Here is a 24260-nt window from a genome sequence, read left to right on the forward strand (position 1 = left end):
TCGCTCATCTAAAGCCGGAATTGCGGGCGCGCAGTATAGCAGGGACCGGTGAACCCCTGAACAATCCCTTGGGGCTGGCTGTCAGTTAAGGTATAAAAGCGGAGAAGCTCATAATTTCTACCGATAAGGAGCCGCAATGGCAGCCATGGATGAGCCGCCAGGCAGCGGGTTTCTACCCGACCTCTGCAGTACCCGGGCGGTGCTGGTGGTCGTTGTCGTTGCTGAGTTGATGGCGCTGGTGGTGACCCTGGTGGCCACCTACTACGATGCATTCAGCGTTGGCCGCCTGGCGGTAACGTCCCTGTTTGTCCAGTGGGTTGGCCTGACGTCGGCGGCAATGGTCTGCCAGTTGCGCCCGCGCTTGAACCAGTTGGCGCCGGCCTGGGCGTCGGTGTCGGTGGTGTTGCTGGTGGTGCTGGACACCCTGTTGTTCAGCCTGGTCGCGCGCGCGGTGATGGCCTGGGTGGCCGGCACCCTGCACATCAGCCCGATGTGGAGCCCGGAAATTCTCGTCAACAGCCTGATAGCGGCGATCATTGCCGGGTTGGTGATGCGCTATTTCTATGTTCAGGAGCAGCTGCGCCAGAAGGGCCAGGCGGAGCTGCAAGCACGAATACAGGCGCTGCAGTCGCGCATTCGCCCGCATTTTCTGTTCAATTCCATGAACATTATCTCCAGCCTGATCGCGGTGGATCCGGATGCCGCCGAGCAGGTGGTAGAAGATTTGTCCGTGCTATTCCGGGCGAGCCTGAAAAGCACCGGTAATGAAGCCTCGCTGGCCGATGAACTGGAGCTTTGTCGTCGCTATATTCATATTGAACAGCTGCGCATGGGGGACCGTTTGCAGGTCACTTGGGACATTCAGGTACAGGCGGAAAATGTGCGGATTCCCCTGTTGACCTTGCAACCCTTGCTCGAAAATGCCATTTATCATGGTGTACAGCCATTGGCCGCCGGTGGCATGGTGGTGATCAGTGCCGCGGATGAGGGTGGATTCCTGCGTTTGTCGGTGAGCAACCCCAAGCCGCCGGGTGATGGTCATCACAAGGGTAACCGCATGGCGCTGGAAAATATCCTGCACCGGTTGCAGGCTCTGTACGGTGATCAGGTGGCGGTGGAATCCCGCCCGCAAGAAAAAGAATACGAGATAGAAATCCGTTATCCGCTACAGCAATAAGGGACGAGAATTATGCGGGTACTAGTATGTGATGATGAGCAACTGGCCCGGGACCGCCTGAAACGTCTGGTAGATAAAACCGACGGGGTGGAGGTTGTTGCCGAAGCCGCCAACGGTCGCGAGGCCATCGAGCAGGCTCAGGAACATCGGCCCGATGTGGTGCTGATGGATATCCGCATGCCGGAAATGGACGGTATGGAGGCCGCTGAGCACCTCAGCAAGATCGATAACCCGCCGGCACTGATTTTCTGCACTGCCTACGACGAGCACGCTCTGCAGGCCTTCAAGGTCCATGCGGTGGATTACCTGCTCAAACCGGTGAGCGCAGATGACCTGGTCGCGGCCTTGTCCAAGGCCCGAACCCTCAACCGGGTGCAGTTGGCGGAGATCGGCAAGGAAGTTAGCGAAGAGAAGCCTCGCCGCCGTGGCCATATCAGTGCCCGTACTCACCGTGGGCTGGAACTGGTGCCGGTGGATGACGTGCGGTATTTCCTCGCTGACCAGAAATACGTCACCGTGTGTTACGGCGAAGGTGAGGTTCTGATTGACGAAACCCTGAAAGAGCTGGAAACCGAATTCGGGGAGATGTTCGTGCGCATCCATCGCAATGCGCTGGTGGCACTCAAGTTCATTGAAGGTATGGAAATGGCCACCGCCGGCCACCATCAGGTCCGGCTGCGGGGTATCGAGTCCCGATTGACGGTCAGCCGCCGCCATGTGGCAGGCTTGCGCCGGGTACTGCAGAACCTTTAACTGCGGTCATTTGGGGAATTAACAGCCAACTCCCGGCATGCTAGCCTTGTGGCGTGCTGGGGATTGGCCCGCCGAATAACAACAACAGGATCCAAGTCATGAAAAAGCTGCTTCTGCTGCTGGTCAGCGTTGTCGTACTGAGTGGCTGCGCCACCGCTACCATGCCGGTTTCCGGTCTTCTGTTTGCCAATGTGAAGGCGCCGCTGACGGCGACGGCCTCCACGGAAAAGCCGACCCGTGTGGGTCGTGCCTCTACTCGCTCGATCCTGGGGTTGATCGCGTCCGGGGATGCCTCTATCCAGACTGCGGCCCGAAATGGTGGTATTACCGAGATCCACCATGTGGATTATGAATCCCAGAATTTCTTCGGTGTACTCGCCGAGTTTACCGTGGTGGTCTACGGCAATTAAGTTCAAAGTTGAAACGCGGGCCAGCGCCAGTTTGGTCCTGCTCTCGAAGCCGCGCCCAGGCTATGGGCGCGGCTTCGACGTTTCTGAATCCGGCTACTCTGCCCGCGCTTTTGAACTTTTAACTTTCAACTCCTCGTCTCGGCCCCTGTGCGCCTTTGCTGTAGACTGGGCCCACTTTTCAACTGAACACAGGATCCCCCATGTCCCGCGAAATCTTGCGTATTGCAACCCGTTCCAGTCCGCTGGCCATCTGGCAGGCGGAATATGTCCAGCAGCGACTGGAAAGCCTGCATGAGGGCTTGAGGGTGGAGCTGGTGCGCATCAAGACACAGGGTGACAAGATTCTGGATACCCCGTTGGCGAAGATCGGTGGCAAGGGGCTGTTCGTCAAAGAGCTGGAAGAGGCCATGATGGATGGCCGCGCGGACATTGCCGTGCACTCCATGAAGGATGTACCCATGGAGCTGCCGCCGGGGTTTGTGCTGCCGGTAATCTGTGAGCGGGAAGATCCCCGCGATGCGTTTGTGTCCAATCAGTACGACAGTCTGGCATCGTTGCCGCAGGGGGCCTGTGTGGGCACGTCCAGCTTGCGCCGTCAGGCACAGGTGAAGGCGAACCGCCCGGATCTGGTGGTCAAGAGCCTGCGCGGCAATGTGCAAACCCGTCTCGGCAAGCTGGATGCCGGAGAATTTGATGCCATTATTCTGGCCGCTGCCGGCCTTAAACGGCTGCAGATGTTTGATCGTATTCGCTATGAGATGCCACCAGAGGAATCCCTGCCTGCGGTCGGCCAGGGCGCGGTGGGCATCGAGTGTCGCGACGGGGATGCCCGTACCATCGAGCTGCTCAGCCCGCTGAGTGATACCGACACCTGGGATCGAGTGGTGGCCGAGCGTGCCATGAATCGTCGACTTGAAGGCGGTTGTCAGGTTCCCATCGCCGGCTTTGCCCTGTTGGAAGGGGACGACCTGTGGATGCGCGCATTGGTGGCCGAAGAAGACGGCAGTCGGGTGTTGCGGGCTGAAGGGCGTGCCCATCGCAACGCGGGGGCAGAGTTGGGCATCCAGCTGGCTGAAGAGCTGCTGGCCCAGGGGGCCGACGATATTCTCAAGGCGCTCTACAACCGGTAGTGCTCATGCAGGTACTGGTGACCCGCCCACAGGGACAGGAACAGGGCTTAATGGCCGCGCTTGGGCAAGCGGGGTATCAGCCCTGCCATAGCCCGGCCCTGCTGATCGAGCCCTTGCCGGTGACGGCGGCCATGCGGCGCACCCTGATGGATCTGGATTTGTATCACGGGGTGTTTTTCGCCAGCCCCAATGCCGCACGACTAGCGCTGTCCGCCATGGCGGATCTCTGGCCTCAATGGCCGGTCGGCGTGCACTGGCTGGCGGTAGGCCGCGCCACTGCCGCGGAACTGGGGCAATGGCAGCTGACGGCCGAAGTGCCCGCCAGCGGATTTAACTCCGAGGCGGTGTTGGCGTTGCCCTGCCTGCAGGATATTCAGGAAAAAAAGGTGCTGTTGTGTCGGGGCGAAACCGGCCGGGAATTGCTGGCGCAGACCCTGCAGGCCCGTGGAGCCGAGGTTTCCTCGCTGGCGTTTTATCGTCGTCAGCCCAACCCCGGTTTTCATTGCCCGCCCGGTTGTGACTGGGCCATGATCACCAGTGTGGAAAGTTGGCACAGTGCAGCGTCGGGTTTGCCTGCCGGTTGTGGCGTGATTGCCGCTGGCGAGCGTGTCGCCGCACAGATTCGTGCCAGCTTTGACGGAACCGTGATCACTGCCGCCAGTGCCCACGATGACGATATGCTGGCTGCATTGCCTGCCCTGCAATAATCGGGTTGCCGTACCCGCTGCATTACATTGTTTAATGGACAGGCAGAGCGCCCCCCTTTAAGGTTTTTGACCAACAACTCAAAAAGTACTGGAGCAGTCATGACGCAGGACCGTCTTCTTTCCCGGCAACGCGGGGTCACTATCTGGCTTGTCCTGATTATCCTGATCCTGGCCGCGGTGATTGGTGCCGGTGGCTGGTGGGGCTGGCAGGAGTATCAGCGTCTGCAAAGTGACAAAGCGGGTTTTGCCGAACAGCTCCAGACACTGACTTCACAGATGGCCAGCCAGCGCAGTGATGTGCAGGGTGCCTTGGCCGCGTTTGAAAAAAAGCAGGCGGAACTGGCTTCCCAGCAGATCAAGGACCGGACTGCGCTCACCGATATCAAGACGGGTGGACAGCGCCTTTGGCTGATCAATGAATCCCGTGCGCTGGCCAGCCTGGCCAGCCAACGCCTGCTGCTAACCCAGGATGCCATTGCGGCCCGTCGTTTGTTGGAAGCGGCCGATAACATTCTTGCCCGCATCGATGACCCCTCCGTACTGTCCGCGCGTCAGGCGCTGGCGGTAGACATGGACAAGCTGAGCCGTGCCAGCAAGGTCGATGTGCAGGGCATGGTGCTGCAGTTGGGCGCCTTGCGTCAGACGGTGGTGGAACTGGCGGTACCAGTGGAAGAGGCGCCGCCGGAGAAAAATCGCCCTGAGGTCAACCAGCCCTGGTGGCAGGATGTGCTGGATCGCATGCCGGTGAATGTGCGTCACCATGAAGGGCGGGTGCCGCTGCCTCTCACCGCTGAGCAGGCGTCGCTGGTGCGCCTGACCCTGGATGGCAGCTTGCAACAGGCGCAACTGGCCCTGATGCAGGGCCGTGGTGAGGCCTATCGTCAGGCACTGGACAATGCCCAGGCGACCTTGAAGGAATGGTTCCGAAAGGATGATCCCCGTGCGGCCCATATGGCAGAGGTGCTGAACGATATGGGGGGCAAGCAGGTCGCGTATGCCTTGCCGGAAATCGGTGCCGGTTTGCAGGCCATCGAGGCGCTGAAGCGTAAGGAGGGTGGGGCATGAAAAAAGTCGCCCTGCTGGTCATCGTTGCGCTGGTATTTGCCCTGATGCTGGGCCGCTGGATGGCGGTGGATTCCGGGTATGTGCTGGTGATCCGTGATGACTTCTCGCTGGATACCACCCTGGGTTTTGTCATTTTGATGGCGTTGCTGGCTTCGGTGGCGTTGGTGGTACTGACCTTGCTGGGCAATGCCGCCTGGAACGCGCTGGAGCCCATGCGGGCGACCCGCCGCTGGAAAAAACAGGTCGCCGCCCGCCGCCTGCGTAGCGGTTTCCTGCAACTGGTGGATGGTGAGCTGGAAAAGGCGGAGCGGTTGTTGGTGGCTGCGGGCGAAGACGGCGACTGGCCATTGCTTGCCTGGCTGCTGGCAGCGGAAACCGCTCAGGAGCAGGATAATGTGGAGGCCAGCCAGCGGTATCTGGAAAACGCCGGCAGTGATCACCGCGGGCGCTTGGTGGCCGGTTTGATGAAAGCCCGCTTTGCTCTGGATGACGGTTATCCCGATCAGGCCCGCGAAGAGTTGAAGGTGCTGGCGGACATGGCCCCCCGAAACAAGCGGATTCTGCGAACCTATGCCCAGGTGCTGGAAAGCCAGCGAGACTGGCCAGCGTTGTGTGATCTGATGCCGCGTCTCAAGCGGGCGTTTGGTGAGGGGGAGTCCCGGCGTGAGCGCCGGGCGTGGCTGGCCCTGTTGCAGGAAACCGCCCGCAAGCCCGGATTCAACGACGCAGACAGTCGCCGGGAGGAATTGCGCAAGCTGTGGAAGAACGTCCCGGTGCAGCTTAAGAACGATCCTGCCATGATTGCCCGTTATGCAGGTTTTCTGGCCCAGCTGGGGGGCGGCAAGGGCGCGCTGAATCTGGTCCGTGAAAAGTTGGATCAGGAATGGGATGACCGTCTGCCGCCGGTATTGGAAGCCATTGATGATGTGTCTCCGGACGATTTGCTGCAGGTGCTGGAGCGCTGGTTGGCGGAGCGCCCGGGTAACGCGGCGGTGCTGATTACCTCCGGCCGGGTGGCACTGAAGGCGCGGCTATGGGGCAAGGCCCAGGGCTTCTTTGAAGCGGCGGCCAATTCCAGCCAGAGTGCGACTGCGCTGGCGGAGCTGTCGCGCCTGTATCAGGCGCTGGGCGATTCGTCCAAGGCCATGAAGACTTTCGAACGTCGTCTGGCACAGCTGGAAGGCCAGCTACCCGCCCTGCCCATGCCGGACAAGGCGCTGTAAGTCTTCCCGTTCAGCTCGCCCTGGTAAAAGGGTGTTTGGGGTTTTCTGTGGGAGCGGTGGTTCCACCGCGAATGAACGACCGCTCCCACTTTGTCGCCTGCCGGGTTTACCGTGGGGCAGTGTTAAGGGCATTGGCGATCTCGGTGGCGGTGTGTTGCCAGCCCGCATCCAGTGCCCTGACCAGATTGGCGTACCCGCCTTCTTCCAGTGGCGTTTGCCACTGAATCAACCCTTCCTTGTGCACCGCTCCTTCTAGCTTCCATCGACCGGTGATGACGGCGCTGTCGCCGTTTTCTTCTCCACCTTGCATGCCCTGGAAGCGACTGAGTTCCACGGTCAGGGTTGTGTTTTCATCCCCGTCATTGGCGTTCAGTGAGGCTTCGAGTGCGCGTTGTAACTGGCTGCCAAGGGGCTCAGCCCAACGGTGATGCCGTGCCACCTGGATTTCGCTGTCGCTAAGTTGCATGACAATGCCGCCCCGGTCCAGATAGCTGGCGAGACGAACCCGTACCGTCACGGTGCTGTGGCCCGCCTGGCTGGCCGATGGCAGCAGGTAACCCGGAGGCGAGGGCGGCGGCGTGTGGCTGCAACCCAAAAGTGCAAAGGCCACCAGGGTAGTGAACAACAAACGAATCATTGGGCACCTCGGGGCTGGGTGTCTTGTGCGGGATGGCGCTGGAAGATCAGGGCATTGGGCTGCTCGTTAAGGGTGTCCAGCAGGGGCTCGGCTTCGTCCAGCAAACGGTTCAACTTTTCCAGTGTCCCCTGCAGTTTGTGGTAGCCGTCGCCACCACTCTGCCAGCTGCTGAGTGTGCCTTGCAGGCTCTCCATGTTGTCGGAAAGTTGCTGCGGAAGTTGATTGAGCGCCGGGTCGTTCAGCAAGTTTTCAACCCGTTGGGTAATCGTCGCCAGGTTGGCCAGGTTGCGGTTCATGTTGTTGGCCATGTCCTGCATGGGCAGCCCATTGAGGGTTTTGAGCAACTGATGGATCTGGTCCTCGATCTTGGCCAGGCTGCCAGCGCTGATTGAGGGGAAGACGGACACACCATGGTGGGTGGCGGTGAGCTCTGCTGTCGGGACGCCCTGATAAAACTCCAGGTCCACAAACAGGGAGCCGGTAATCAGGTTGCCGGATTTGAGACTGGCGCGCAGTCCGCCTTTGATCAGTTCGCCCAGTTCTTCTCTCCAGCGGGGTAAATCGATCAGCGCCTGATGAGTGATGCGTTGTGGCTCCAGACGGATTAGCACAGGGATGGGCTGGCGGCCCAGGCCCTCGGTGCTGCGATAGCCGAAGGTCCAGGGTACCTGCTCCACACTGCCGACCCGGATGCCGCGATATTCTACCGGGGCGCCGGACTGCAAGCCCCGTACACTGCGCTCAATAAGCAGGACATAGTCCAGCGTCTGGGTGTAAAGCGCGCGCCGGGCGGCCTCTTCGTCGTCGTGGAGGATGAACTGATAGTCATCGTTCACGGCGCCACCGGTGCGCATGTTGGGGTCGGGTACGGCAAAGGAGATGCCGCCTCCGAGCAAGGCTTCGAGAGAATTCAGCTGGGCCTGAAAGCCACCAGCATCCAGCTGAAAACCAATGCCGGAGACTTTCCAGAAACGGGAGCTTTCAGACACCAGAACATCGTAAGGCTTTTCGATAAAGATTCGGTGGCGAAAGATTTTCGCGCTGGCATCGAATTCGGTTTCTACCACCCGGCCCACTTTCAGATTGCGGAAGCTGACCGGGTCGCCATTGGAGATATTGCTACCGGGTTTGCTGACCAGTCTCAGGAAAAGGCCGTTACCGGTTTTCTCGGTGGGCGGTGATTCCAGCACCGCAAAGGTTTTGGCTTTCTTGTCATTCTTGCCGGGCAGCAGCTCGATATAGGCCCCTGACAGTACTGTGCTCAGGCCGCTAATGCCTTCGCGTCCGACCCGGGGTTTGACCACCCAGAAGCGGGTTTCTTCGTTGAGCATGCGTTCCGTTTCGGCCTGCATCTGTACGGTCAGCAGGGTATGACTCAAGTCATCGGACAGGGTGACATTCTCGACAACCCCCACCTGCACATTGCGGGTTTTGACCGCTGTTTTGCCGGCGGTGATGCCTTCCGCATCGGCCAGTTTCAGGGTGATCACCGGCCCCTGGGAAGACAGATAACTGAACACCAGCCACAGACCGATCAGCACGGCGATCAGGGGAATCAGCCATACCGCGGAGATCCTGCGTGTCCGGGGGTTATCGTTCGGGTTCAAGGGTTGGCTCCGTTGGTGGTATCAGCTGGCGCTGACGGTCCCAGATCAGGCGTGGGTCGAATTGATGGGCGGCCAGCATGGTGAAGATGACCACCCCGCAAAACGCCAGCCCACCCACGCCGGGTGTCACGGTAAGAATACTGCCCATCTGGAACAGGGCAACAATGATGGCGACCACAAAGACATCGATCATGGACCAGCGACCAATCCATTCGGTAATGCGGTAGAGCTGCATCTGGCTGGTCATGTCCAATGGGGTGTGCCGGCGGGAGGCGATGCACAGCCAGCCGAGGGCGAGAATCTTGCCAAACGGGACGAGTACACTGGCGGTGAAGATGATCAGGGCGATGGGCCAGTCGCCGTGACGGATAAACAACAGCACCCCGGCGATAATGGTGGAGGGCTCGGTTTTGCCCAGACTGGTTGTCACCATGATGGGAAACAGGTGGGCTGGTACGCTGCACAGGATGGCGGTGACCACCAGCGCCCACACGCGCTGCAGGCCAAGTGGATGACGATCGTGAAGCACCCCATGGCAACGCTGGCAGCGGTGCCTGCCAATCGCTTGTAGCTGGCCGCACCACTGGCAGCCCATCAGGTCTTGTTCCCTTGCGGTCAGGTTGGCCCGGGCCTGGGCGGGTTGTTCAAGATGGCCCAGCAGTTGGCTCCACAGGCTTACTGTGTTCATTCGGGTCACAGTAATCAGCAGCAGCAGGGCATAGCCGGAAAACGTCCAGAACGCCGACATCAGATGGATATGCGCCATGGCCACGATCTTGATCAGGCTTACCAGCGCCGCGATGGCGAAGACGTCGGCCATCATCCAGGGCTGGATGCGCGGTAATACGCGGGCCAGCAGTAGTCGGCCCGGGAGCGGCTTGGCTCTGGCCAGGCTTAAGTGGATCCAGCACACCGAGATCAGATAGGCCGCCGGAATCACAATGATGGTGGCGATGACGACCACGGCCATCAGCGGGTGGTGATACACCGCCAGTTCCATGGCGGCGTCACTGATCGTCATGGCTCGCTCAATGCCGTTCTTTTCGAAACCGATGTAGGGAAACAACAAGGACAGCGCCAGCAATACCAGTGCGGTGAAGGCCAGTGCGGGAGTGAGTTGATCGTTGCGGGCCGGACGCATCAGCGGATGCTGACAACGAGGGCAGAGCAGCCACTGGCCATCCTTGCCGGGGCTGACGGCCGACACCAGATCACATTCGTGACAGGGTAGTAAAAACGTCTGGCTCGTGTTGTTCGCGTCCTGCGCCATGGCAGCCATTCCGATCCGTGATGGCCCATTAGAGCAGTTGCAGGGGCGGTGTCACAAGCTCCGACAGCAACGGCAGAAATCCAATGTTGGAGCGTGCCAGCAAGCTCTAACAGGGGGGGAGTTACTGGGGGCGGTGGCTCCACCGTGAATAAAACAGCAATAGTGGTCGAACGACCGCTCCCACACGGTTTTCAGTCCCGTGGGGCGTAATCGAAGACGTCGCAGTGAATGTTCTGTGCGGGGACCCCTTCGGCCACCAGTGCATCGAATACCGCCCAGGCCATGGGCGGGGAACCGCCAAGAAAAAACAGCGGCAGGGTTGGCTCGCTGAGGGCGGCGAGGGCGGCTTCGTGTACCAGCCCTTGCGCATGGTCGGGGTGGCGAATGTCAGAGAGTGATGTGGTGGCTTCGAAGTCCTTCAGGACGCCGGTCCATTGTACAGGCAGGTTGGGCAGATAAAGATCTTCCGGGGTGCGTGCGCCCCAGAACAAACGCACGGGGTGTGCGAAGTCCACGGCGATAAGACGCTCGACCATGGCCTTGACGGGTGCAAAACCGGTGGATCCACAGATAAACCATACGGGCCGTTCCGGTGCGGTATCGATATAGCGAACGCCAGCAGGCAGCGTCACGCTGACGGTGCTGTCGGCCTTGAGGCTGGCCATGATGTCTTGGGCTGCGCTGTTGTCGTCGCCATGGCGAATGTGCAGTTCCAGCTTGCGGCCATCGCAGTGGTTGGCGATGGAGAAGGGGTAGCATTCACCGTGCAGATTGAGCATCAGATACTGGCCAGCGTGCCACTGGATGCGTTTGCCGGCAGGCAGTTGCAGCCAGGCGCGACTCACATCGTGGTTGAGCGCCTCGATCTCCAGGATCTGGCAATTCACGTTGTGGACCGGCAGTTCGCCGGGGGCAGTCACCTCGGGCACAGTAATCTCGCAATCGCTGAGTGGCAGGGCGACGCAGTATAGCACCTCTGTGCCTTCGGTATCGCCCGCGTGCAACGTGTGGTTTCGTTGCTGAACGTGTCCGTAGGTCAGTGTGCCGGCGCAGCGTTCGCAGACGCCATTGCGGCAAGCGACGGGAAAGCCGAAACCGGCCTGGTGGCCGGCGTCGACAATGGTTTGATCCGCCCGGCAGGGGAAGCGCCCCTTGCCATTGACGGATATGGTGTAGATCCGGGGCACGGTTGGATGAATTGATAATGGAAAATTGAGAATTGATAACGAAAGCCACTTCCCGTTGGCACTGCATGTGGCTCCATAGGGTTTTCAGTTATCAACTATCCATTCTCAATTATCAATTGCCTGCTCTTTAGCCGCCAACGCCGACAAACAAGGCAACAATACAGCCCATGCCAAAGGCCCAGACCATGGTGCGGGCGCTGGCCCAGTCCGCGATATAGCAGACGGTAAACATGACACGGCTGAGAACAAACGCCAGGGCGATGCCGTCGATGGTGCCTTGCGGTGCGGTGGCGGCCAGGTGGGCGATGATAACCGCGGCAGCGAACGCCGGCGTCACTTCAAAACCGTTCTGCTGCGCCCAGTGGGCCCGCTTGCGGCCGCCTTCCAGGGTTTCCAGGAATTCGCGCGGGTTGTGGTTCTGTTTGGGGCCGAAGCCGCCCTGGAATTTGGCCAGAGAGGTGGCAAGGTAAGGCAGGAAGATGGCGGCAAGCACGCACCAGTAAGCAATGGTCATCAAGTTCTCCTTGGTCTGTTCAAAACTGCAGGAGCCAGGCGGCAGGGTGATGCCGTCCTTGCGACAATCGCCATGCAAGCATGGCTTCTGCAGGGTAAGGGTTCCGCCTCAGGGGTTGGTTTTGTGTCGTGATGTCGAGGCTAGCAGGCTGCGCTCGATTATCGCAAAACGGTCCTGCCCCCATACCATGTCATCTTGAGTCATAAAGCTGGGCACGCCCCAGCTGCCCGCGGCCATCATGGCGTTGCGATTGTCTTCGGCGCGGTCACGCCAGCTGTCGTCATCCAGCCAGCGGCGAGCGCGTTTCCAGTCCAGGCCGGCGTTTTCGACCAGGAACTTCAAGCCATTGTCGCTGGCGGCATTGATGCCCTGGCTCCATATACCGGTCGCTGCGGCACGCAACCATTCCCGCAGGCGGCCCTCTTTCTCTGCAAAGGGCCAGATGGCCATGCAGCGTTCTACCCCCGCGCCTACCGGGTCGCACACCTTGCCGAAGGGCACTTGATGAAGTCGGGCTTCGCGGGCGGCATCCTTGAGAATATAAAAGCGTTTGGCGCGGGGGACACTCAAGCCGCGCATGACCATGGGTAACACCGGGCGAATCTTCAGTGTGAGTCCATAGTGGTCTGCCAGGGCATAGGTGCGAGACAGCGCCACATAGGAGTAGGGGCTGCGAAAGGAAAAATACAGCACCAAGGGTGAATCCTTGAGGGCAGGAATGGCGTCCTTCAGGCGGGCCCGCTTGGCTCGACCGTAGGGCAGGGGCCAGTCCTGGGTACCCAGTCCCAGGTCATTCAGGCGGTGGGCCAAGTGGTCAAGCCGTTCCACGCTCCAGTACCACTCTCCTTGATAGTGCAGCGTGCCGGTAAGGTAATGGCCATCGGCAAGAAACTGGTCGCGGCGGGCCTCCAGTGCCAGTTGGGCGCGGTCGGCGGCCATTTGGCCATGTTCGCAGAGCAGGGCCTCAAGCTTGTCGTGATCGTGGCGCCACAGCGCATCCGCCAGCGCGGCGGCCAGGCTCCAGAAGCGCTCGTCGCCTTCGTGTTTGAGCAGGCAGCGGGTCGCGGCGAGGCTGACCTCGCGAGGGGGCAGTTGCCAGTCCTTGGGGAAGGTCAGTTCATGCAGTTCGGCCAGCTGCAGGGCATCGCGGGGAGCCAGCTCCTCAAGCATGTCGGCAGCCGGATACATCTGCTGATCCAGGTAAAGCATGACCCGAGGTGTGATGGTAATGCCGAAGTGCCGGGCAAAACGGGGCAGCACCTGTGCCATCAGCACGGAATAAGGGTCATCGATGCGGAAGTAGAAGGTGGCCTGATGAGGCTGGCGTCGAAGGGCCCGTCGCCATTCCCGCAAACGGCGCCGCAGCTGCTGCAGGCTTTCACTGGTAATCAGGCGCGCCACATAGGGCATCAGTTTGTGTTTAAGGCTCATGCGCTGGGGGACTCCTTTGAGGCGCGTTAAAGGCCAGGCTGGTCACTATAGCCTACGCCATCCCTGTCTTTGGGTGAAAAGGGGTAAAACGAAGGGGCCTTGCGTAACGGCAATGGCGTAGGCGTGTCGGTTATTCGCTACGCTCACCCTGCGGGCGTTCCTTCGCTGCGTTCGGTGGCGGCGCGATCTCCGTTGTTCGAGTTGCGAGACGCGAGTTTTGAGTCATCGGGCTGCGATTGCGAGGCACAAAAAAGGCGGCGCCATTTGCATGGGGCCGCCTTTCCTGGGGCTGCGGGTTAGTCGCCGATCTGGCTCAGATCACGAATCGCCCCACGGTCAGCACTGGTGGTAAGTGCGGCATAGGCTTTGAGGGCCGTGGAGACCCGGCGCTGCCGGATTTCCTTGGGCTTGTAAGCCAGCTTGCCGCGCTCTTCCATCTTGATGCGACGATGAGCCAGTTCCTCATCGCTGACCTCCAGGCGGATGGTGCGGTTGGGGATATCGATGGCAATGGTGTCGCCTTCCTGCACCAGCGCGATGGCGCCGCCTTCCGCCGCTTCCGGAGAGGCGTGACCGATAGACAGGCCAGAGGTGCCGCCAGAGAAACGGCCATCGGTGAGCAGGGCGCACTGCTTGCCCAGTCCCTTGGACTTCAGGTAGCTGGTGGGGTACAGCATTTCCTGCATGCCCGGGCCCCCTTTCGGGCCTTCGTAGCGAATGACGACCACATCGCCGGCGACAATTTGGTCGCCGAGGATGGCGCGAACAGCGGAATCCTGGGACTCAAAGACCCGGGCGCGGCCGGTGAAGGTGAGAATGGAATCGTCCACCCCGGCGGTCTTCACGATACAGCCCCGTTCGGCAATGTTGCCGTACAGCACGGCCAGCCCGCCGTCCTTGCTGTAAGCGTGCTCGTAGTTACGGATGCAGCCGTTTTCGCGGTCGTCATCCAGCGACTCCCAACGGGTTTCCTGGCTGAAGGCCGTCTGTGTGGGGATGCCCGCAGGGCCAGCGGTGAACATCTTTTTCACGCCTTCATCCTGGGTGCGGATGATGTCGTAGTGTTCCAGTGCTTCCGCCACGGACGCCGAATGCACCATGGGGATATCCCGGTGCAGCAGCCCGGCCCGGTCCAGCTCGCCGAGGATACCCATCACGCCGCCGGCGCGATGTACATCTTCCATGTGGTACTTCTGGGTGGCAGGGGCCACCTTGGACAGACACGGCACCTTGCGGCTCAGCCGGTCGATGTCTTCCATGGTGAAATCCACCTCGCCTTCCTGGGCCGCCGCCAGCAGGTGCAGCACGGTATTGGTGGAGCCGCCCATGGCGATATCCAGGCTCATGGCATTTTCGAATGCCTTGAAGTTGGCAATGTTGCGCGGCAGCACGGCTTCCACATCCTGCTCGTAGTACAGGCGGGCGATATCGACCACGCGACGGCCGGCTTCCAGGAACAGTTCGCGACGGTCGGCATGGGTCGCCAGCAGCGAACCATTGCCCGGCAACGACAGCCCCAGCGCCTCGGTCAGGCAGTTCATGGAGTTGGCCGTGAACATACCGGAGCAGGAGCCACAGGTGGGACAGGCAGAGCGCTCTACCTCGTTGACGGTCTCGTCGTCCACGCTGTCATCGGCGGCCATGACCATGGCGTCTACCAGATCCAGCTTGTGCTCGGACAGCTTGGTCTTGCCGGCCTCCATAGGGCCGCCAGACACGAATATCACCGGGATGTTCAGGCGCATGGAGGCCATCAGCATGCCGGGGGTGATCTTGTCGCAGTTGGAAATGCACACCAGCGCGTCCGCGCAGTGGGCGTTGACCATGTATTCCACGGAATCGGCAATGATGTCGCGGCTGGGCAGGGAGTAGAGCATCCCGTCGTGGCCCATGGCGATGCCGTCGTCCACCGCGATGGTGTTGAATTCCTTGGCGATACCGCCGGCTTTTTCGACCTCACCGGCCACCAGCTGGCCCATGTCCTTCAGGTGCACATGACCGGGCACGAACTGGGTAAAGGAGTTGGCGATGGCAATGATCGGCTTGCCGAAGTCGCCATCTTTCATGCCCGTGGCGCGCCACAGGGCACGAGCGCCGGCCATATTGCGGCCGTGGGTGGATGTGCGAGAGCGATACTGCGGCATGAGAACCTCGTTATGGTCGATAACTGTGCATAAGGGGAGTCATTGTAACCCACAGAGGGGGGATTCTCACAGGCACCGGGCGCCTATTGGGAGCAAGCAGTTTTGTGGGAGATCCAGCTTGCAGGACGAATGCTGAGGTGAGGGTGGTGCATGGCTGGATAGCTTGCTGCCAACCTGTGACGCCGTCGCACCGATAACCGTGCTTGTCCTCGCCGCAACGTACCCTGACGAGCATAAAGGCCCAAAGGGGTGTAACGCGACACCCCTCTGGCATTCCGGCCATTCCCCGGTATGGGAATGGCGCTCCAGCGGGCAAAACATGTTTTGCAAACCTCCGCTGCCGCCCCCCTTGCCCCGACTCCGTTCGGCCTGCTCCGCAGGCACACTCCGGTACTCGCCGAGGTGAAGAGTTGACGTTATTTGTCCAGTGCTCAGAATGGGTGGGCTGATTCCGGGTGGGTGGAATGTGGCGCTGCAAGCAGAACGCGGGTGGCGGTGCCATGCAGGTTGTGGTGGCAATCATGTGTGCAAGATGATGCCTTTTCCGGGATAACAGTGAAGCGATGAGTAATGGGGGAAGAAATATGGGGCGATTTATCCTGCTTGTTATGTGTCTGTTAAGTCAGTCTGCGTGGGCAGTTGGGACGGCAACCACAAACGTTTTTCATTATGCGCAGAAAGGTGACAGCTTTGAGGTGGAGCGCTGGATACGCAAAGGTGGGAACCCCTCCTACGTGTATTTCAGCGAAGGCAAGAACGCGATACAGCATGATAAACGCTACACGCCGGTCCATGCCGCCCTGGCTTGGGCGGAAGGTGACCCCGTGGATGTTATCCGTGTGCTGCTGAAATACGATGCGGATATCGAATACTTTGCCGATGTGAATCTGAAATATGCCACCAAGGATTCCTTTGGGGTTCCGCCGCTGTATCGGGCGGTAAGCCGGGATTATGTGGAATCGGCCCGGGCATTGATCAGGGCGGGAGCGAAGACCCACTATGACTACCGTCGATTCGATGAACCGGAGCTTGCCACAGGCGACCCCTTTGATCCTGACGTGGTTTTTGCTGATGCCAGAAAAATGGAGCGATGGAAGGCAAGGGCGACGCTGACGAGTTATGTAGAGTCTGCTGCCATGGCCACCATGCTGAGTCAGGAGAACGCCATTTCACTGGTGGAACTGGGTGACCTGCTTGCCCAGGGAAACATCTATGGCTGGAAGCCGGGATACGCAGCGCTGGCGGACCAGTTCTTGCGAGAACTGGAAGGCTATAACCGGAAAAGTGAGTCGCTTTCTGAAGCGGACCGTCAGGCGCTGGTTTCGCTCAACAAGATGAAGGCAGGCCTGGCCAAGACATTGCTACTGGCGGTGGATGAAAAGGGCTGTTCCCTGTCCGAAGATCTTTTCGAGGAAGGCGGGGTGAAGCTGAATCTGTTGATCGTCGTTGCCGAATCCAGCGGACCGGTCTGTTATCAATATTTCCAGCGAAAGGGTCTGGACTGGCCGGATGATGTCAAAGCTGTGGGCGCCGGCCCGTTGCATGTGGCTGTCCGTTTCAATAACAGCAAGCTGGTCAAGTGGATGATTGAAAAGAATCCCGGTCTGCTAGACAGCAAGGATAATGAAGGCCGTCGCCCTCTGTTGTATTCCCAGAATGAGGGAATGGTCAGGTTCCTGTTTCAGAATGGGGCGACACCACCTGAATCCTGGAAGGATTAACTCAGGTTGCAGACAGGGCTGCGTCTGGATGATGGACGTGGCTTCTTCCTGGATGGTGTGGTTCTCGCTGATATGTCTTCGCGCTATGAGATGTGCGTGTCCTCGCCGCAACGTAATGGTCGATAACTGTGCATAAGGGGAGACATTGTAACCCACAGAGGGGCGGGGATCTTGTAGGCGCTATGCGCCGGTTGGCGGTGGGGAGCTGAAGGAGGCAAGCCTGGATGCGCGGGAGTGTCGTTTTTCCTGAATGGGGGATGGTTCACTGATGATAGCGCCAATAGGTGTGACCCTGTATGGAGGGAAAATCGGGAATATATCGAAAGGTTATAATCCGCTGCGTCATGGCATTGTCATGCGGTTTTGGTGATTTATGGGTTGGCCTTGTCGGCAACGTCGTACCGATCACGGGTAATGGGCCTGAATGCGCCACCCCGGTTTGCTTTTTAATCAGCGCAATATCTGCAAATCATCTTCAGAGGATGCTTCGTTGCGCAGAAATACGAAATTCGGAGATAACTCATGGAAAGAGCTGGCCATATCAAAGGAGTATCACAGAAAAGCAAGCTGAACCTGCTTGTTTTCGCTATTGGACTGGCTTCAACGGAGTTGGCATCTGCGGCCACCATTTCGGTCAATAGTTCGGCAGATACCATCGCGGAAGATGCGTTCTGCACGCTCAGAGAAGCCATCATTAATGCCAATAACAACAACCAGTCTGGCTCAACAGATTGCGCGGCAGGTCAGGCTTCGCCCACGGACGTGATCACGTTCAGCGGTGCTACTAACAACGTTCCCATTGTGCTCTCACGAACCGGTAGCAATGAGAATGCGGCGGATACAGGAGATCTGGATCTTACCGAGTCGGTGATTATCAATGGTAATGGCGCATTTGGCGCTACCGAAATTGATGGCAATGGCTCTGATCGCGTTTTCGAGGTTCGTAATGGTGCCGCAATTCAGATGTACTCACTGGGAATCACCAATGGTGGCTCGGTAACCGTTGGGGCCGGAATTTATGTTTTCAGTGGCCAGCTGACAATGCAGGACGCAAGAGTCTACGGCAATCTTATCAGCGCAGGGCCGTCCTCTGGCTCAGTTTCAGGAGCGGGAATCAGTGCGCTCGGTCCCCTCAGTTTGACCCGGGTTGGTATCGAGAGTAATCGCATCGAAGCACTGGGTGCGCTTGCGGGGCAGGGGGCGGGTATCAGTGTGGGCACCGGTGGTTCGGTGAATCTGGTGACAAGCCGAATTCTGGGTAACACGATTGAGACGGAAAACGGATCCGCTTCCGGTGGTGGTCTGTTCAACAATCCCAATAACGTCGCCGTTAATACGGGGATAAGCAGTACGATTTTTTCCGGGAATCAGGTCATTTCCAGTGGCGATGGTGGCGCGTCAGGTGGAGCGATCAATCATCAGTCTGGCACACTGTCCATTCTAAGAAGCGACATCATCAGTAACCTTGCCCGGCGGACCAGTGATAGCGGTAGCAGTGTTGCCAGTGGTGGTGCAATCCAGGCCTTCGATCCTGTGGAAATCAATAGCAGTACCGTTTCCGGTAACCGGGTTGAGTCAGTGGATGCCTCCTGGGGAGGTGGGCTTTCCCTGGGCGATAGCGGTTCGTTGAATAATGTCACAGTGACGAAGAATCGCGTGCAAACCAGTGCGGCCGGGACCACCTATGGAGGCGGAATTCGAGGCAGTGCGTCGGTGGTTATCAGCAATGCCGTGGTAGCAGAGAATACCTCCTCGAATGACAATCCTGATTGCTATGGCGGCATTAGTTCCGACGGCTATAACCTGATTGGCAATAACTCAGGCTGTAATTTCACTGCCGACCCCACGGATCAGGTTGGTGATGTGGCTGGCGGCGATGCAGCACTTGACCCGATGCTGGTCGGACTGGCTGCCAATGGCGGCAATATCACCATCGATGGTCAGGAAGTGATTGTGTTGAGCCATGCGCCCGAGGTGGGCAGCCCGTTGGTGGATGCGGGCGATCCCAGTGGCGGCACCTGTCAAACCATCGATCAGACAGGCTGGGGTCGCGTGGATGGTGATGATGATGGTGGCGTGGTCTGCGACATTGGTGCGGTCGAGTATCGTGAAGGCTTGCCAGCGCCAATTGCAACAGGATCGGGAGGAAGTGGCGGCGGAAGCGGAAGTGGCGGCGGGGGCGGTGCTTGGTCGGCATGGCTTTTGCCGGTTCTGGCCAGCTTGCTTCGAAGGAGAAGACCGTCTCGAAAACCGTGATTTTCTATCGAGGGTGTAGGCCTTGTCTTGCGTAGTAGTGCGCATGACAAGGTCAGGTCAGATGCTTACCTCGATTTGGAAATGAAATGATGACTCAATATAGAGCTTCCAATTTCTAGAGCCCGTATCTTTCTGAAATCGCCGCCTGTTTCTTCAATGCATGCGTGTCCCCGATGCTTGAGGCCTAATAACACGTTGAAGGTGACGTTGTAGCTCCTCCCCGCTTTAGTGGACTCCTTCACCCAACCAGAGGAGGCAGAAATGCTAAGTCGATGGGGTTATGCAGAGGATTGGTGCTTGCTTCGTGCTTCCTCGCCAAGTTTTGCCAAATAGCTTTCCAGAGCTGTTCTGACCAGATCGTTGAGGCTCTTGTGTTCTCGGCTGGCGGCTTCGGCGGCGGCCAGGTGCATGGCGTGGCCCACTCTGACATTGAAGGTGCCTTTGCAGGGTTTTTCCGGTTTGATGCCCTGGGCTTCGCACTCGTTCAGGTAGTCATCGATGGCGTCATGAAACGCGGCCTGTAGTTCTGCTACGGTCTCGCCTTCGTAGTTCACCAGAGCCTGCAGGTAGAGCAGTTTTCCGTACAGGATGTTGTCTTCCGGGCTGGCCTCAATGGAGCCGATATAGCCCCGGTATTTCATTTCATTTGCCATCAGATCAGCCCTCCGTTTTCGAGCTTTTCGATAATTTGCCTGCGTGCGTATTTCTTCAAATCATTGCCCGGGTGTGGTTTGTGAAGGTTGATCATGTCTGCGGGGTTGCCATTGCTGAATTTTACCCTTGATCCACGGCCTTCCTGTTTCTCGTAACCCAAACGGTGCAAAAGTTTCTCCAGCTCTTGCCAGGTAAAGCTGCCGTTCAGGTTCCGCAGCTTGGCAATCAGCTTTTCAGGTTTTGACATTCCTTGTCCTCCCTGAGGAGTAGGCTAGGTAATCACTGGCTCTTTTGCAACCAAATATGGTTGCAATTTATGGTTGCTTTAGGCGGCAAAGCTGTAATGAGGTTGGATGTAGCACTGAACTTGGCAGGATGGCTTTCCCCGTTAGAGTGAGTCGAGGAACGGAAGGATCTGGCGGCGTAGAGCAAAAAACCTGTCTGAGCGGAGCGAGTCTTTTTTGCGTCCGCCAGATCCTGAGTACCGGAGTGTGCCCGCGGAGCGGGTCGAACGGAGTCGGGGCGCGGGGGAGTCCAGAGGGGTGTCGCGCAGCACCCCTTTGGGCCCGTCCGGCGAGGACAAGCACGGTTATCGGTGCGATGACATCACAGTTTGGCAGCAAGTCATCCGGGTATGACGCCGTCGCCACCGGGGTTCGCGCCTCAAGAGGCGCTCCTACACAAGAGCATAAGAGCGAGGGGCTGCCCGCCTACAACGGCTTAACAAACACCTTCGAATTCCGCTGCCAGTTATACAGCGACTGCCGGGCTCCCGGCAGTGCATCCACGCCGGCCGCTTCAAACCCTTGCTGCTGAAACCAGTGGGCGGTGAGCGTGGTGAGCACGAACAGGCTGTTCAGGCCTTGTTCTCTTGCCCGCCGTTCCACGTAGCCAAGCAGTTGTGCGCCGCGTTCCCCTTTGCGGTAGCTGGGGTGCACGGCCACACAGGCCAGTTCGCCGGTCTTGTCGTCCGGGAAGGGGTAGAGGGCGGCGCAGGCGATGACCATGCCATCCCGTTCGGTGATGGCGAAGCGCTGGATTTCGGTTTCCAGCAGTTCTCGCGAACGGCGCACCAGGGTGCCGTCGGCCTCCAGTGGCTCGATCAGTTCCAGAATGCCGCCCACGTCTTCGATGCGTGCACCGCGTACGGTTTCATAGGTTTCCCGGGTGACCAGGGTGCCGCAGCCGTCGCGGGTGAATAGTTCCTTGATCAGGGCGCCGTCCAGATTCGCATCAAGCAGGTGGGCGCGGCCCACGCCATTGCTGGCGGCGTGACAGGCAGCGGTGAGCTGGCGGTCGATGTTGCTGTCCTGGAACAGGTCTGCTGCCAGTAGCTTGCCGGCTTCCTGGGGGGACAACTCACGCAGCTGGTTGTCGCTGCCATCGGTGAGACGCAGCTCGTTGCCCATCAGAATCAGTTTGTCGGCCCCCAGGGCAATGGCCGCGGTGGAGGCCACTTCCTCTGCGTTGACGTTGAACAGTTCGCCGGTGGGCGAGCAGCCTACCGGTGAGAGCAATACCACGTTGCCGGCATTATGCTGCTGGCGAATGGCGTCCACGTCGATGCGCCGTACTTCGCCGGTATGCTGATAATCAAAGCCGTTGCGGACACCGACAGGTTTGGCCACGACAAAGTTGCCACTGACCAGCCGGATGCTGGCGTTGTGCATGGGGGAGTTGGCCAGCCCCATGGAAAACAGGCCTTCCAGTTTCAGGCGCAGGGCGCCCACGGCTGCCATGACGCCATCCAGTGCCGGGGCATCGGTGATGCGCATATGTTGTTCGAAGGTGGATTCGATTCCTGCGTCCTTGAGCCGTGCGCTGATCTGCGGGCGTGCGCCATGGACCAGCACCAACTTGATGCCCAGGCTGTTGAGTAGCGCCAGGTCGTGAATCAGGGTGGCCAGGCGTGGCCCGTCCAGCAGCTCTCCGGCCAGCATGACCACAAAGGTTCGGCCCCGGTGCGCGTTGATGTACGGCGAGGAGTGACGGAACCAATGAACCTGATTGTCGGGTGTGGTGCTGGACACGGTATTTTCCCTGCTGTTTTCCCGAAATGGGGGCAGTAAGTGATTGATTGGCCAGTATAGCCAGTGGGGGCGTGCGGGCGCTAGCGGTCGGCTACGGTGTCGCTGTGGGAGCCTGCTTGCAGGCGAAAAAGGTCAGTTGCGAGGTGCGAGTTTCGAGTTGCGAAAACCTGAAAGGCAGAGCGGGGGTTTTGCCTTTCGAAACTCGTTGCTCGAGACTCGAAACTTTCTGCATTCTCAGTAGGCTGAGTCGCCTGCAGGCAGGCTCCTACGGCGCAGGGGGAGTGGCAAACAAAAACGCCGCCCCGAGGGCGGCGTTAGCGTCTTGCATCAGGCGTCAGGCGTTCGATTACGCCCCAAACAGGCCCTTGAAGAAATAGAAGAACAGGATGGACAGCAGGGCGCCGGCGGGCAGGGTGACCACCCAGGAGGTGAAGATGGTGCCGATCACGCGCAGGTTCAGGGAGCCAATGCCGCGTGCCATGCCCACGCCGAGGATAGCGCCTACCAAAGTGTGGGTGGTGGAGATCGGCAGGCCGGTGCCGGAAGCCAGTACCACGGTGGTGGCGGCACCCAGCTCGGCGGCGAAACCGCGGGACGGGGTCAGCTCGGTGATCTTCTTCCCGACGGTGGCCATTACCCGGGCACCGAAGATGGCAAGGCCGAACACGATGCCCATGGCGCCCACCAGCAGGATCCAGCTGGGCATGGCGGCTTTGGCGCCGACTTGGCCACCAGACGCAATCACACTGTTGATGGCGGCCAGCGGGCCGACGGCGTTGGCGACGTCGTTGGAGCCGTGGGCAAAGGCCATGGCACAGGCGGTGAAGATCATCAGTACCGCAAATACGCGTTCCACCGAGCTGAAGCGGAAGTCCTTGTCGGCTTCCGGGTCGGGTTTGATGCGTTTGAGGAACACCGAGCCCACCGCCATGACGATGGCGCCGCCCAGCAGGGCCCACAGGAAGCTGTGCAGGAAGCTCAGTTCCAGGCCGACGTGCTTGAGCCCTTTGACCATGGTGACCATGGAAATCACAAAGCCCACCAGGAACATGTAGAAGGGCACGACTTTCTTGGCGCGCTCGAACGGGTCATCGTGGTTGAGCACCAGCCGTTGCACGCTGCGTATTAGGGCAAAGGAGATGATCCCGGCCAACAATGGCGAGGTGACCCAGCTGGCGACAATGGAGCCGACTTTGTTCCAGTGTACGGCGTCCATGCCCAGGCCCACGGCAGCAAAGCCGACGATGGCGCCAACGATGGAGTGGGTGGTAGAGACGGGCCAGCCGAACCAGGACGCTACCATTAGCCAGATGCCGGCTGCCAGCAGGGCAGACATCATGCCGTAGACCAGGTATTGCGGTGCGTGGGAGAAGGTTTCGGCATCAATGATGCCTTTGCGGATGGTGGCGGTTACTTCGCCCCCGGCCAGGTAGGCCCCCGCAAATTCAAAGATGATGGCGATGATCACCGCCTGTTTGATGGTAAGGGCCTTGGCCCCCACCGAGGTGCCCATGGCGTTGGCCACGTCGTTGGCGCCGACGCCCCAGGCCATCAGGAAGCCGAATCCGCCGGCCAGCAATAACATCAGGTAGGTATGCTCGAGCATCCACTCCATAAGAACTCTCCTAGCGTGCGACCAACATCTGCAGGCGGCCGCCCACTTTCTGGGCGCGATCGGCCAGATCGCCTACCCATTCGATGATCTTGTAGAGGAAGATGACGTCCACCGGGGGCAGTTCGCTTTCCAGCTTGAACAGGGTGGCGCGGATGGTGATCTGCTGCTCGTCGTTGGCTCGCTCCAGGCGGTCCAGCTCTTCGATCAGGTCTTCCACCAGTTTGATTTCCCGTCCGCTGAAACCGGTTTCCACCAGCTCGTCCAGCTCGTTGATGGCCTTTTGGGCCTGGGCAGAGGTGTCGATTGCACCTTGCACATAGCTGAGCATGGCGTCGGCCAGCGTGGCGGGGATGGACATTTCCCGGCCCAGCATCAGCCCGGAAATGTCCTTGGCCTTGTTGGCGACCTTGTCCTGTACGCTGATCAGCTCGAGCAGATCGGTACGGGGCACAGGCAGGAACAGGCTTTTGGGCAGGTTGAGGCGAAACTCTTTCTTCAGCTCGTCGGCTTCGTTCTCCAGCTCGGCAATGCGCTTTCGCAGGATGCGAGCCTGATCCCAATCACTTTGGGTCACTGCGGTGAAGAAGTCCGCAAGCGTGCAGGCGCATTGGTGAACGGTATCGTAGTGTTGCTGAAGGGGCTTGATGGGCGAGCGGCCAAACAGGCCGGCGATGGAGCTTCCAAAGGACATAGGCGCCTCGGGTCCAGGTTAGGGTCGTCAAAGTATCC

At 59.4% G+C, this 24260-nt stretch carries 21 protein-coding genes; 9 read left to right on the top strand and 12 right to left on the bottom strand.

All coding sequences use genetic code 11. The features are described from left to right. Positions 1-136: 136 nt before the first annotated feature. The 7 genes from A15D_RS08305 (at position 137) to A15D_RS08335 (ending at position 6465) form a co-directional block, all read left to right on the top strand. Positions 137-1177, top strand: a complete 1041-nt coding sequence (locus A15D_RS08305; RefSeq protein WP_233192172.1) for a sensor histidine kinase — start codon at positions 137-139, stop codon at positions 1175-1177. 12 nt (positions 1178-1189) lie between these two features. Then, positions 1190-1930, top strand: a complete 741-nt coding sequence (locus tag A15D_RS08310; RefSeq protein ID WP_022984727.1) for a LytTR family DNA-binding domain-containing protein — start codon at positions 1190-1192, stop codon at positions 1928-1930. A 98-nt stretch (positions 1931-2028) separates the two neighbouring features. Then, a complete protein-coding gene (locus A15D_RS08315; protein WP_102791543.1) occupies positions 2029-2340 on the top strand; it encodes a TRL-like family protein in 312 nt (103 codons plus the stop codon). A gap of 200 nt (positions 2341-2540) precedes the next feature. After that, positions 2541-3470 (top strand): hydroxymethylbilane synthase, encoded by a 930-nt coding sequence (gene hemC / locus A15D_RS08320; protein ID WP_102791544.1) that lies wholly within the window; start codon positions 2541-2543, stop codon positions 3468-3470. Positions 3471-3475: 5 nt separating this feature from the next. Beyond that, positions 3476-4177: a uroporphyrinogen-III synthase gene (locus tag A15D_RS08325; protein WP_102791545.1), complete on the top strand. Its 702-nt coding sequence runs from the start codon at positions 3476-3478 to the stop codon at positions 4175-4177. A 99-nt stretch (positions 4178-4276) separates the two neighbouring features. Then, the gene (locus tag A15D_RS08330; protein WP_102791546.1) at positions 4277-5242 is read left to right on the top strand and encodes a uroporphyrinogen-III C-methyltransferase; all 966 of its coding nucleotides are present in this window, start codon (positions 4277-4279) and stop codon (positions 5240-5242) included. Continuing rightward, a complete protein-coding gene (locus A15D_RS08335) occupies positions 5239-6465 on the top strand; it encodes a heme biosynthesis HemY N-terminal domain-containing protein (RefSeq protein ID WP_102791547.1) in 1227 nt (408 codons plus the stop codon). The genes A15D_RS08330 and A15D_RS08335 overlap by 4 nt, the downstream gene beginning before the upstream one ends. A gap of 106 nt (positions 6466-6571) precedes the next feature. Here the strand turns inward: A15D_RS08335 and A15D_RS08340 are convergent, their stop codons facing one another. The 7 genes from A15D_RS08340 to ilvD form a co-directional block, all read right to left on the bottom strand. After that, complete coding sequence (locus A15D_RS08340; RefSeq protein WP_102791548.1) at positions 6572-7102, bottom strand: membrane integrity-associated transporter subunit PqiC; 531 nt, start codon at positions 7100-7102, stop codon at positions 6572-6574. Then, positions 7099-8709 carry an intermembrane transport protein PqiB gene (gene pqiB / locus A15D_RS08345; protein ID WP_102791549.1) on the bottom strand — a complete coding sequence of 537 codons (1611 nt, stop codon included), beginning with the start codon at positions 8707-8709 and terminating at the stop codon, positions 7099-7101. Before pqiB ends, A15D_RS08340 begins: the two co-directional genes overlap by 4 nt. Further along, positions 8693-9979, bottom strand: coding sequence for a paraquat-inducible protein A (locus A15D_RS08350; protein ID WP_102791585.1), 1287 nt, complete (start codon positions 9977-9979; stop codon positions 8693-8695). Before A15D_RS08350 ends, pqiB begins: the two co-directional genes overlap by 17 nt. Positions 9980-10170: 191 nt before the next feature. Next, the gene (locus tag A15D_RS08355; RefSeq protein ID WP_102791550.1) at positions 10171-11166 is read right to left on the bottom strand and encodes a 2Fe-2S iron-sulfur cluster-binding protein; all 996 of its coding nucleotides are present in this window, start codon (positions 11164-11166) and stop codon (positions 10171-10173) included. A gap of 127 nt (positions 11167-11293) precedes the next feature. Continuing rightward, a complete protein-coding gene (locus A15D_RS08360) occupies positions 11294-11680 on the bottom strand; it encodes an MAPEG family protein (protein ID WP_102791586.1) in 387 nt (128 codons plus the stop codon). 108 nt (positions 11681-11788) lie between these two features. After that, on the bottom strand, positions 11789-13111 hold the full coding sequence (locus A15D_RS08365; RefSeq protein ID WP_102791551.1) for a 2-hydroxychromene-2-carboxylate isomerase: 1323 nt from the start codon (positions 13109-13111) through the stop codon (positions 11789-11791). A 296-nt stretch (positions 13112-13407) separates the two neighbouring features. Beyond that, positions 13408-15255 carry a dihydroxy-acid dehydratase gene (ilvD, locus tag A15D_RS08370; protein ID WP_102791552.1) on the bottom strand — a complete coding sequence of 616 codons (1848 nt, stop codon included), beginning with the start codon at positions 15253-15255 and terminating at the stop codon, positions 13408-13410. Positions 15256-15989: 734 nt separating this feature from the next. Between ilvD and A15D_RS08375 the strand changes: the two genes are divergently transcribed. Both A15D_RS08375 and A15D_RS08380 read left to right on the top strand, forming a co-directional pair. Beyond that, a complete protein-coding gene (locus A15D_RS08375; protein WP_146026863.1) occupies positions 15990-16976 on the top strand; it encodes an ankyrin repeat domain-containing protein in 987 nt (328 codons plus the stop codon). A gap of 522 nt (positions 16977-17498) precedes the next feature. After that, positions 17499-19232 carry a choice-of-anchor Q domain-containing protein gene (locus A15D_RS08380; RefSeq protein WP_102791554.1) on the top strand — a complete coding sequence of 578 codons (1734 nt, stop codon included), beginning with the start codon at positions 17499-17501 and terminating at the stop codon, positions 19230-19232. A gap of 278 nt (positions 19233-19510) precedes the next feature. On the opposite strand, the gene A15D_RS08385 is transcribed toward A15D_RS08380, so the two are convergent. The 5 genes from A15D_RS08385 to A15D_RS08405 form a co-directional block, all read right to left on the bottom strand. Continuing rightward, positions 19511-19885 (bottom strand): type II toxin-antitoxin system HicB family antitoxin, encoded by a 375-nt coding sequence (locus tag A15D_RS08385; RefSeq protein ID WP_102791555.1) that lies wholly within the window; start codon positions 19883-19885, stop codon positions 19511-19513. After that, the gene (locus A15D_RS08390; protein WP_102791556.1) at positions 19885-20133 is read right to left on the bottom strand and encodes a type II toxin-antitoxin system HicA family toxin; all 249 of its coding nucleotides are present in this window, start codon (positions 20131-20133) and stop codon (positions 19885-19887) included. The genes A15D_RS08385 and A15D_RS08390 overlap by 1 nt, the downstream gene beginning before the upstream one ends. Positions 20134-20596: 463 nt before the next feature. Further along, entirely contained in the window at positions 20597-21916 is a 1320-nt protein-coding gene (argA, locus tag A15D_RS08395) for an amino-acid N-acetyltransferase (RefSeq protein ID WP_102791557.1), read from the bottom strand. A 346-nt stretch (positions 21917-22262) separates the two neighbouring features. Continuing rightward, entirely contained in the window at positions 22263-23531 is a 1269-nt protein-coding gene (locus A15D_RS08400) for an inorganic phosphate transporter (protein ID WP_102791558.1), read from the bottom strand. A gap of 10 nt (positions 23532-23541) precedes the next feature. Continuing rightward, positions 23542-24222 carry a TIGR00153 family protein gene (locus tag A15D_RS08405; RefSeq protein ID WP_102791559.1) on the bottom strand — a complete coding sequence of 227 codons (681 nt, stop codon included), beginning with the start codon at positions 24220-24222 and terminating at the stop codon, positions 23542-23544. Positions 24223-24260: the final 38 nt, after the last annotated feature.

It is taken from the genome of Alcanivorax sp. MD8A (assembly GCF_002888555.1).
Classification (GTDB): Bacteria; Pseudomonadota; Gammaproteobacteria; order Pseudomonadales; family Alcanivoracaceae; genus Alcanivorax.

Coding starts and splice junctions, on each gene's coding strand:
- A15D_RS08310 (WP_022984727.1), top strand. CDS start 1,190: ATGCGGGTACTAGTATGTGATGATGAGCAACTGGCCCGGGACCGCCTG.
- A15D_RS08360 (WP_102791586.1), bottom strand. CDS start 11,680: ATGACCATTGCTTACTGGTGCGTGCTTGCCGCCATCTTCCTGCCTTAC.
- A15D_RS08385 (WP_102791555.1), bottom strand. CDS start 19,885: ATGGCAAATGAAATGAAATACCGGGGCTATATCGGCTCCATTGAGGCC.
- A15D_RS08340 (WP_102791548.1), bottom strand. CDS start 7,102: ATGATTCGTTTGTTGTTCACTACCCTGGTGGCCTTTGCACTTTTGGGT.
- ilvD (WP_102791552.1), bottom strand. CDS start 15,255: ATGCCGCAGTATCGCTCTCGCACATCCACCCACGGCCGCAATATGGCC.
- A15D_RS08390 (WP_102791556.1), bottom strand. CDS start 20,133: ATGTCAAAACCTGAAAAGCTGATTGCCAAGCTGCGGAACCTGAACGGC.
- A15D_RS08350 (WP_102791585.1), bottom strand. CDS start 9,979: ATGGCGCAGGACGCGAACAACACGAGCCAGACGTTTTTACTACCCTGT.
- A15D_RS08330 (WP_102791546.1), top strand. CDS start 4,277: ATGACGCAGGACCGTCTTCTTTCCCGGCAACGCGGGGTCACTATCTGG.
- A15D_RS08380 (WP_102791554.1), top strand. CDS start 17,499: ATGGAAAGAGCTGGCCATATCAAAGGAGTATCACAGAAAAGCAAGCTG.
- A15D_RS08365 (WP_102791551.1), bottom strand. CDS start 13,111: ATGAGCCTTAAACACAAACTGATGCCCTATGTGGCGCGCCTGATTACC.
- A15D_RS08405 (WP_102791559.1), bottom strand. CDS start 24,222: ATGTCCTTTGGAAGCTCCATCGCCGGCCTGTTTGGCCGCTCGCCCATC.
- A15D_RS08305 (WP_233192172.1), top strand. CDS start 137: ATGGCAGCCATGGATGAGCCGCCAGGCAGCGGGTTTCTACCCGACCTC.
- A15D_RS08400 (WP_102791558.1), bottom strand. CDS start 23,531: ATGGAGTGGATGCTCGAGCATACCTACCTGATGTTATTGCTGGCCGGC.
- A15D_RS08335 (WP_102791547.1), top strand. CDS start 5,239: ATGAAAAAAGTCGCCCTGCTGGTCATCGTTGCGCTGGTATTTGCCCTG.
- A15D_RS08325 (WP_102791545.1), top strand. CDS start 3,476: ATGCAGGTACTGGTGACCCGCCCACAGGGACAGGAACAGGGCTTAATG.
- A15D_RS08315 (WP_102791543.1), top strand. CDS start 2,029: ATGAAAAAGCTGCTTCTGCTGCTGGTCAGCGTTGTCGTACTGAGTGGC.
- hemC (WP_102791544.1), top strand. CDS start 2,541: ATGTCCCGCGAAATCTTGCGTATTGCAACCCGTTCCAGTCCGCTGGCC.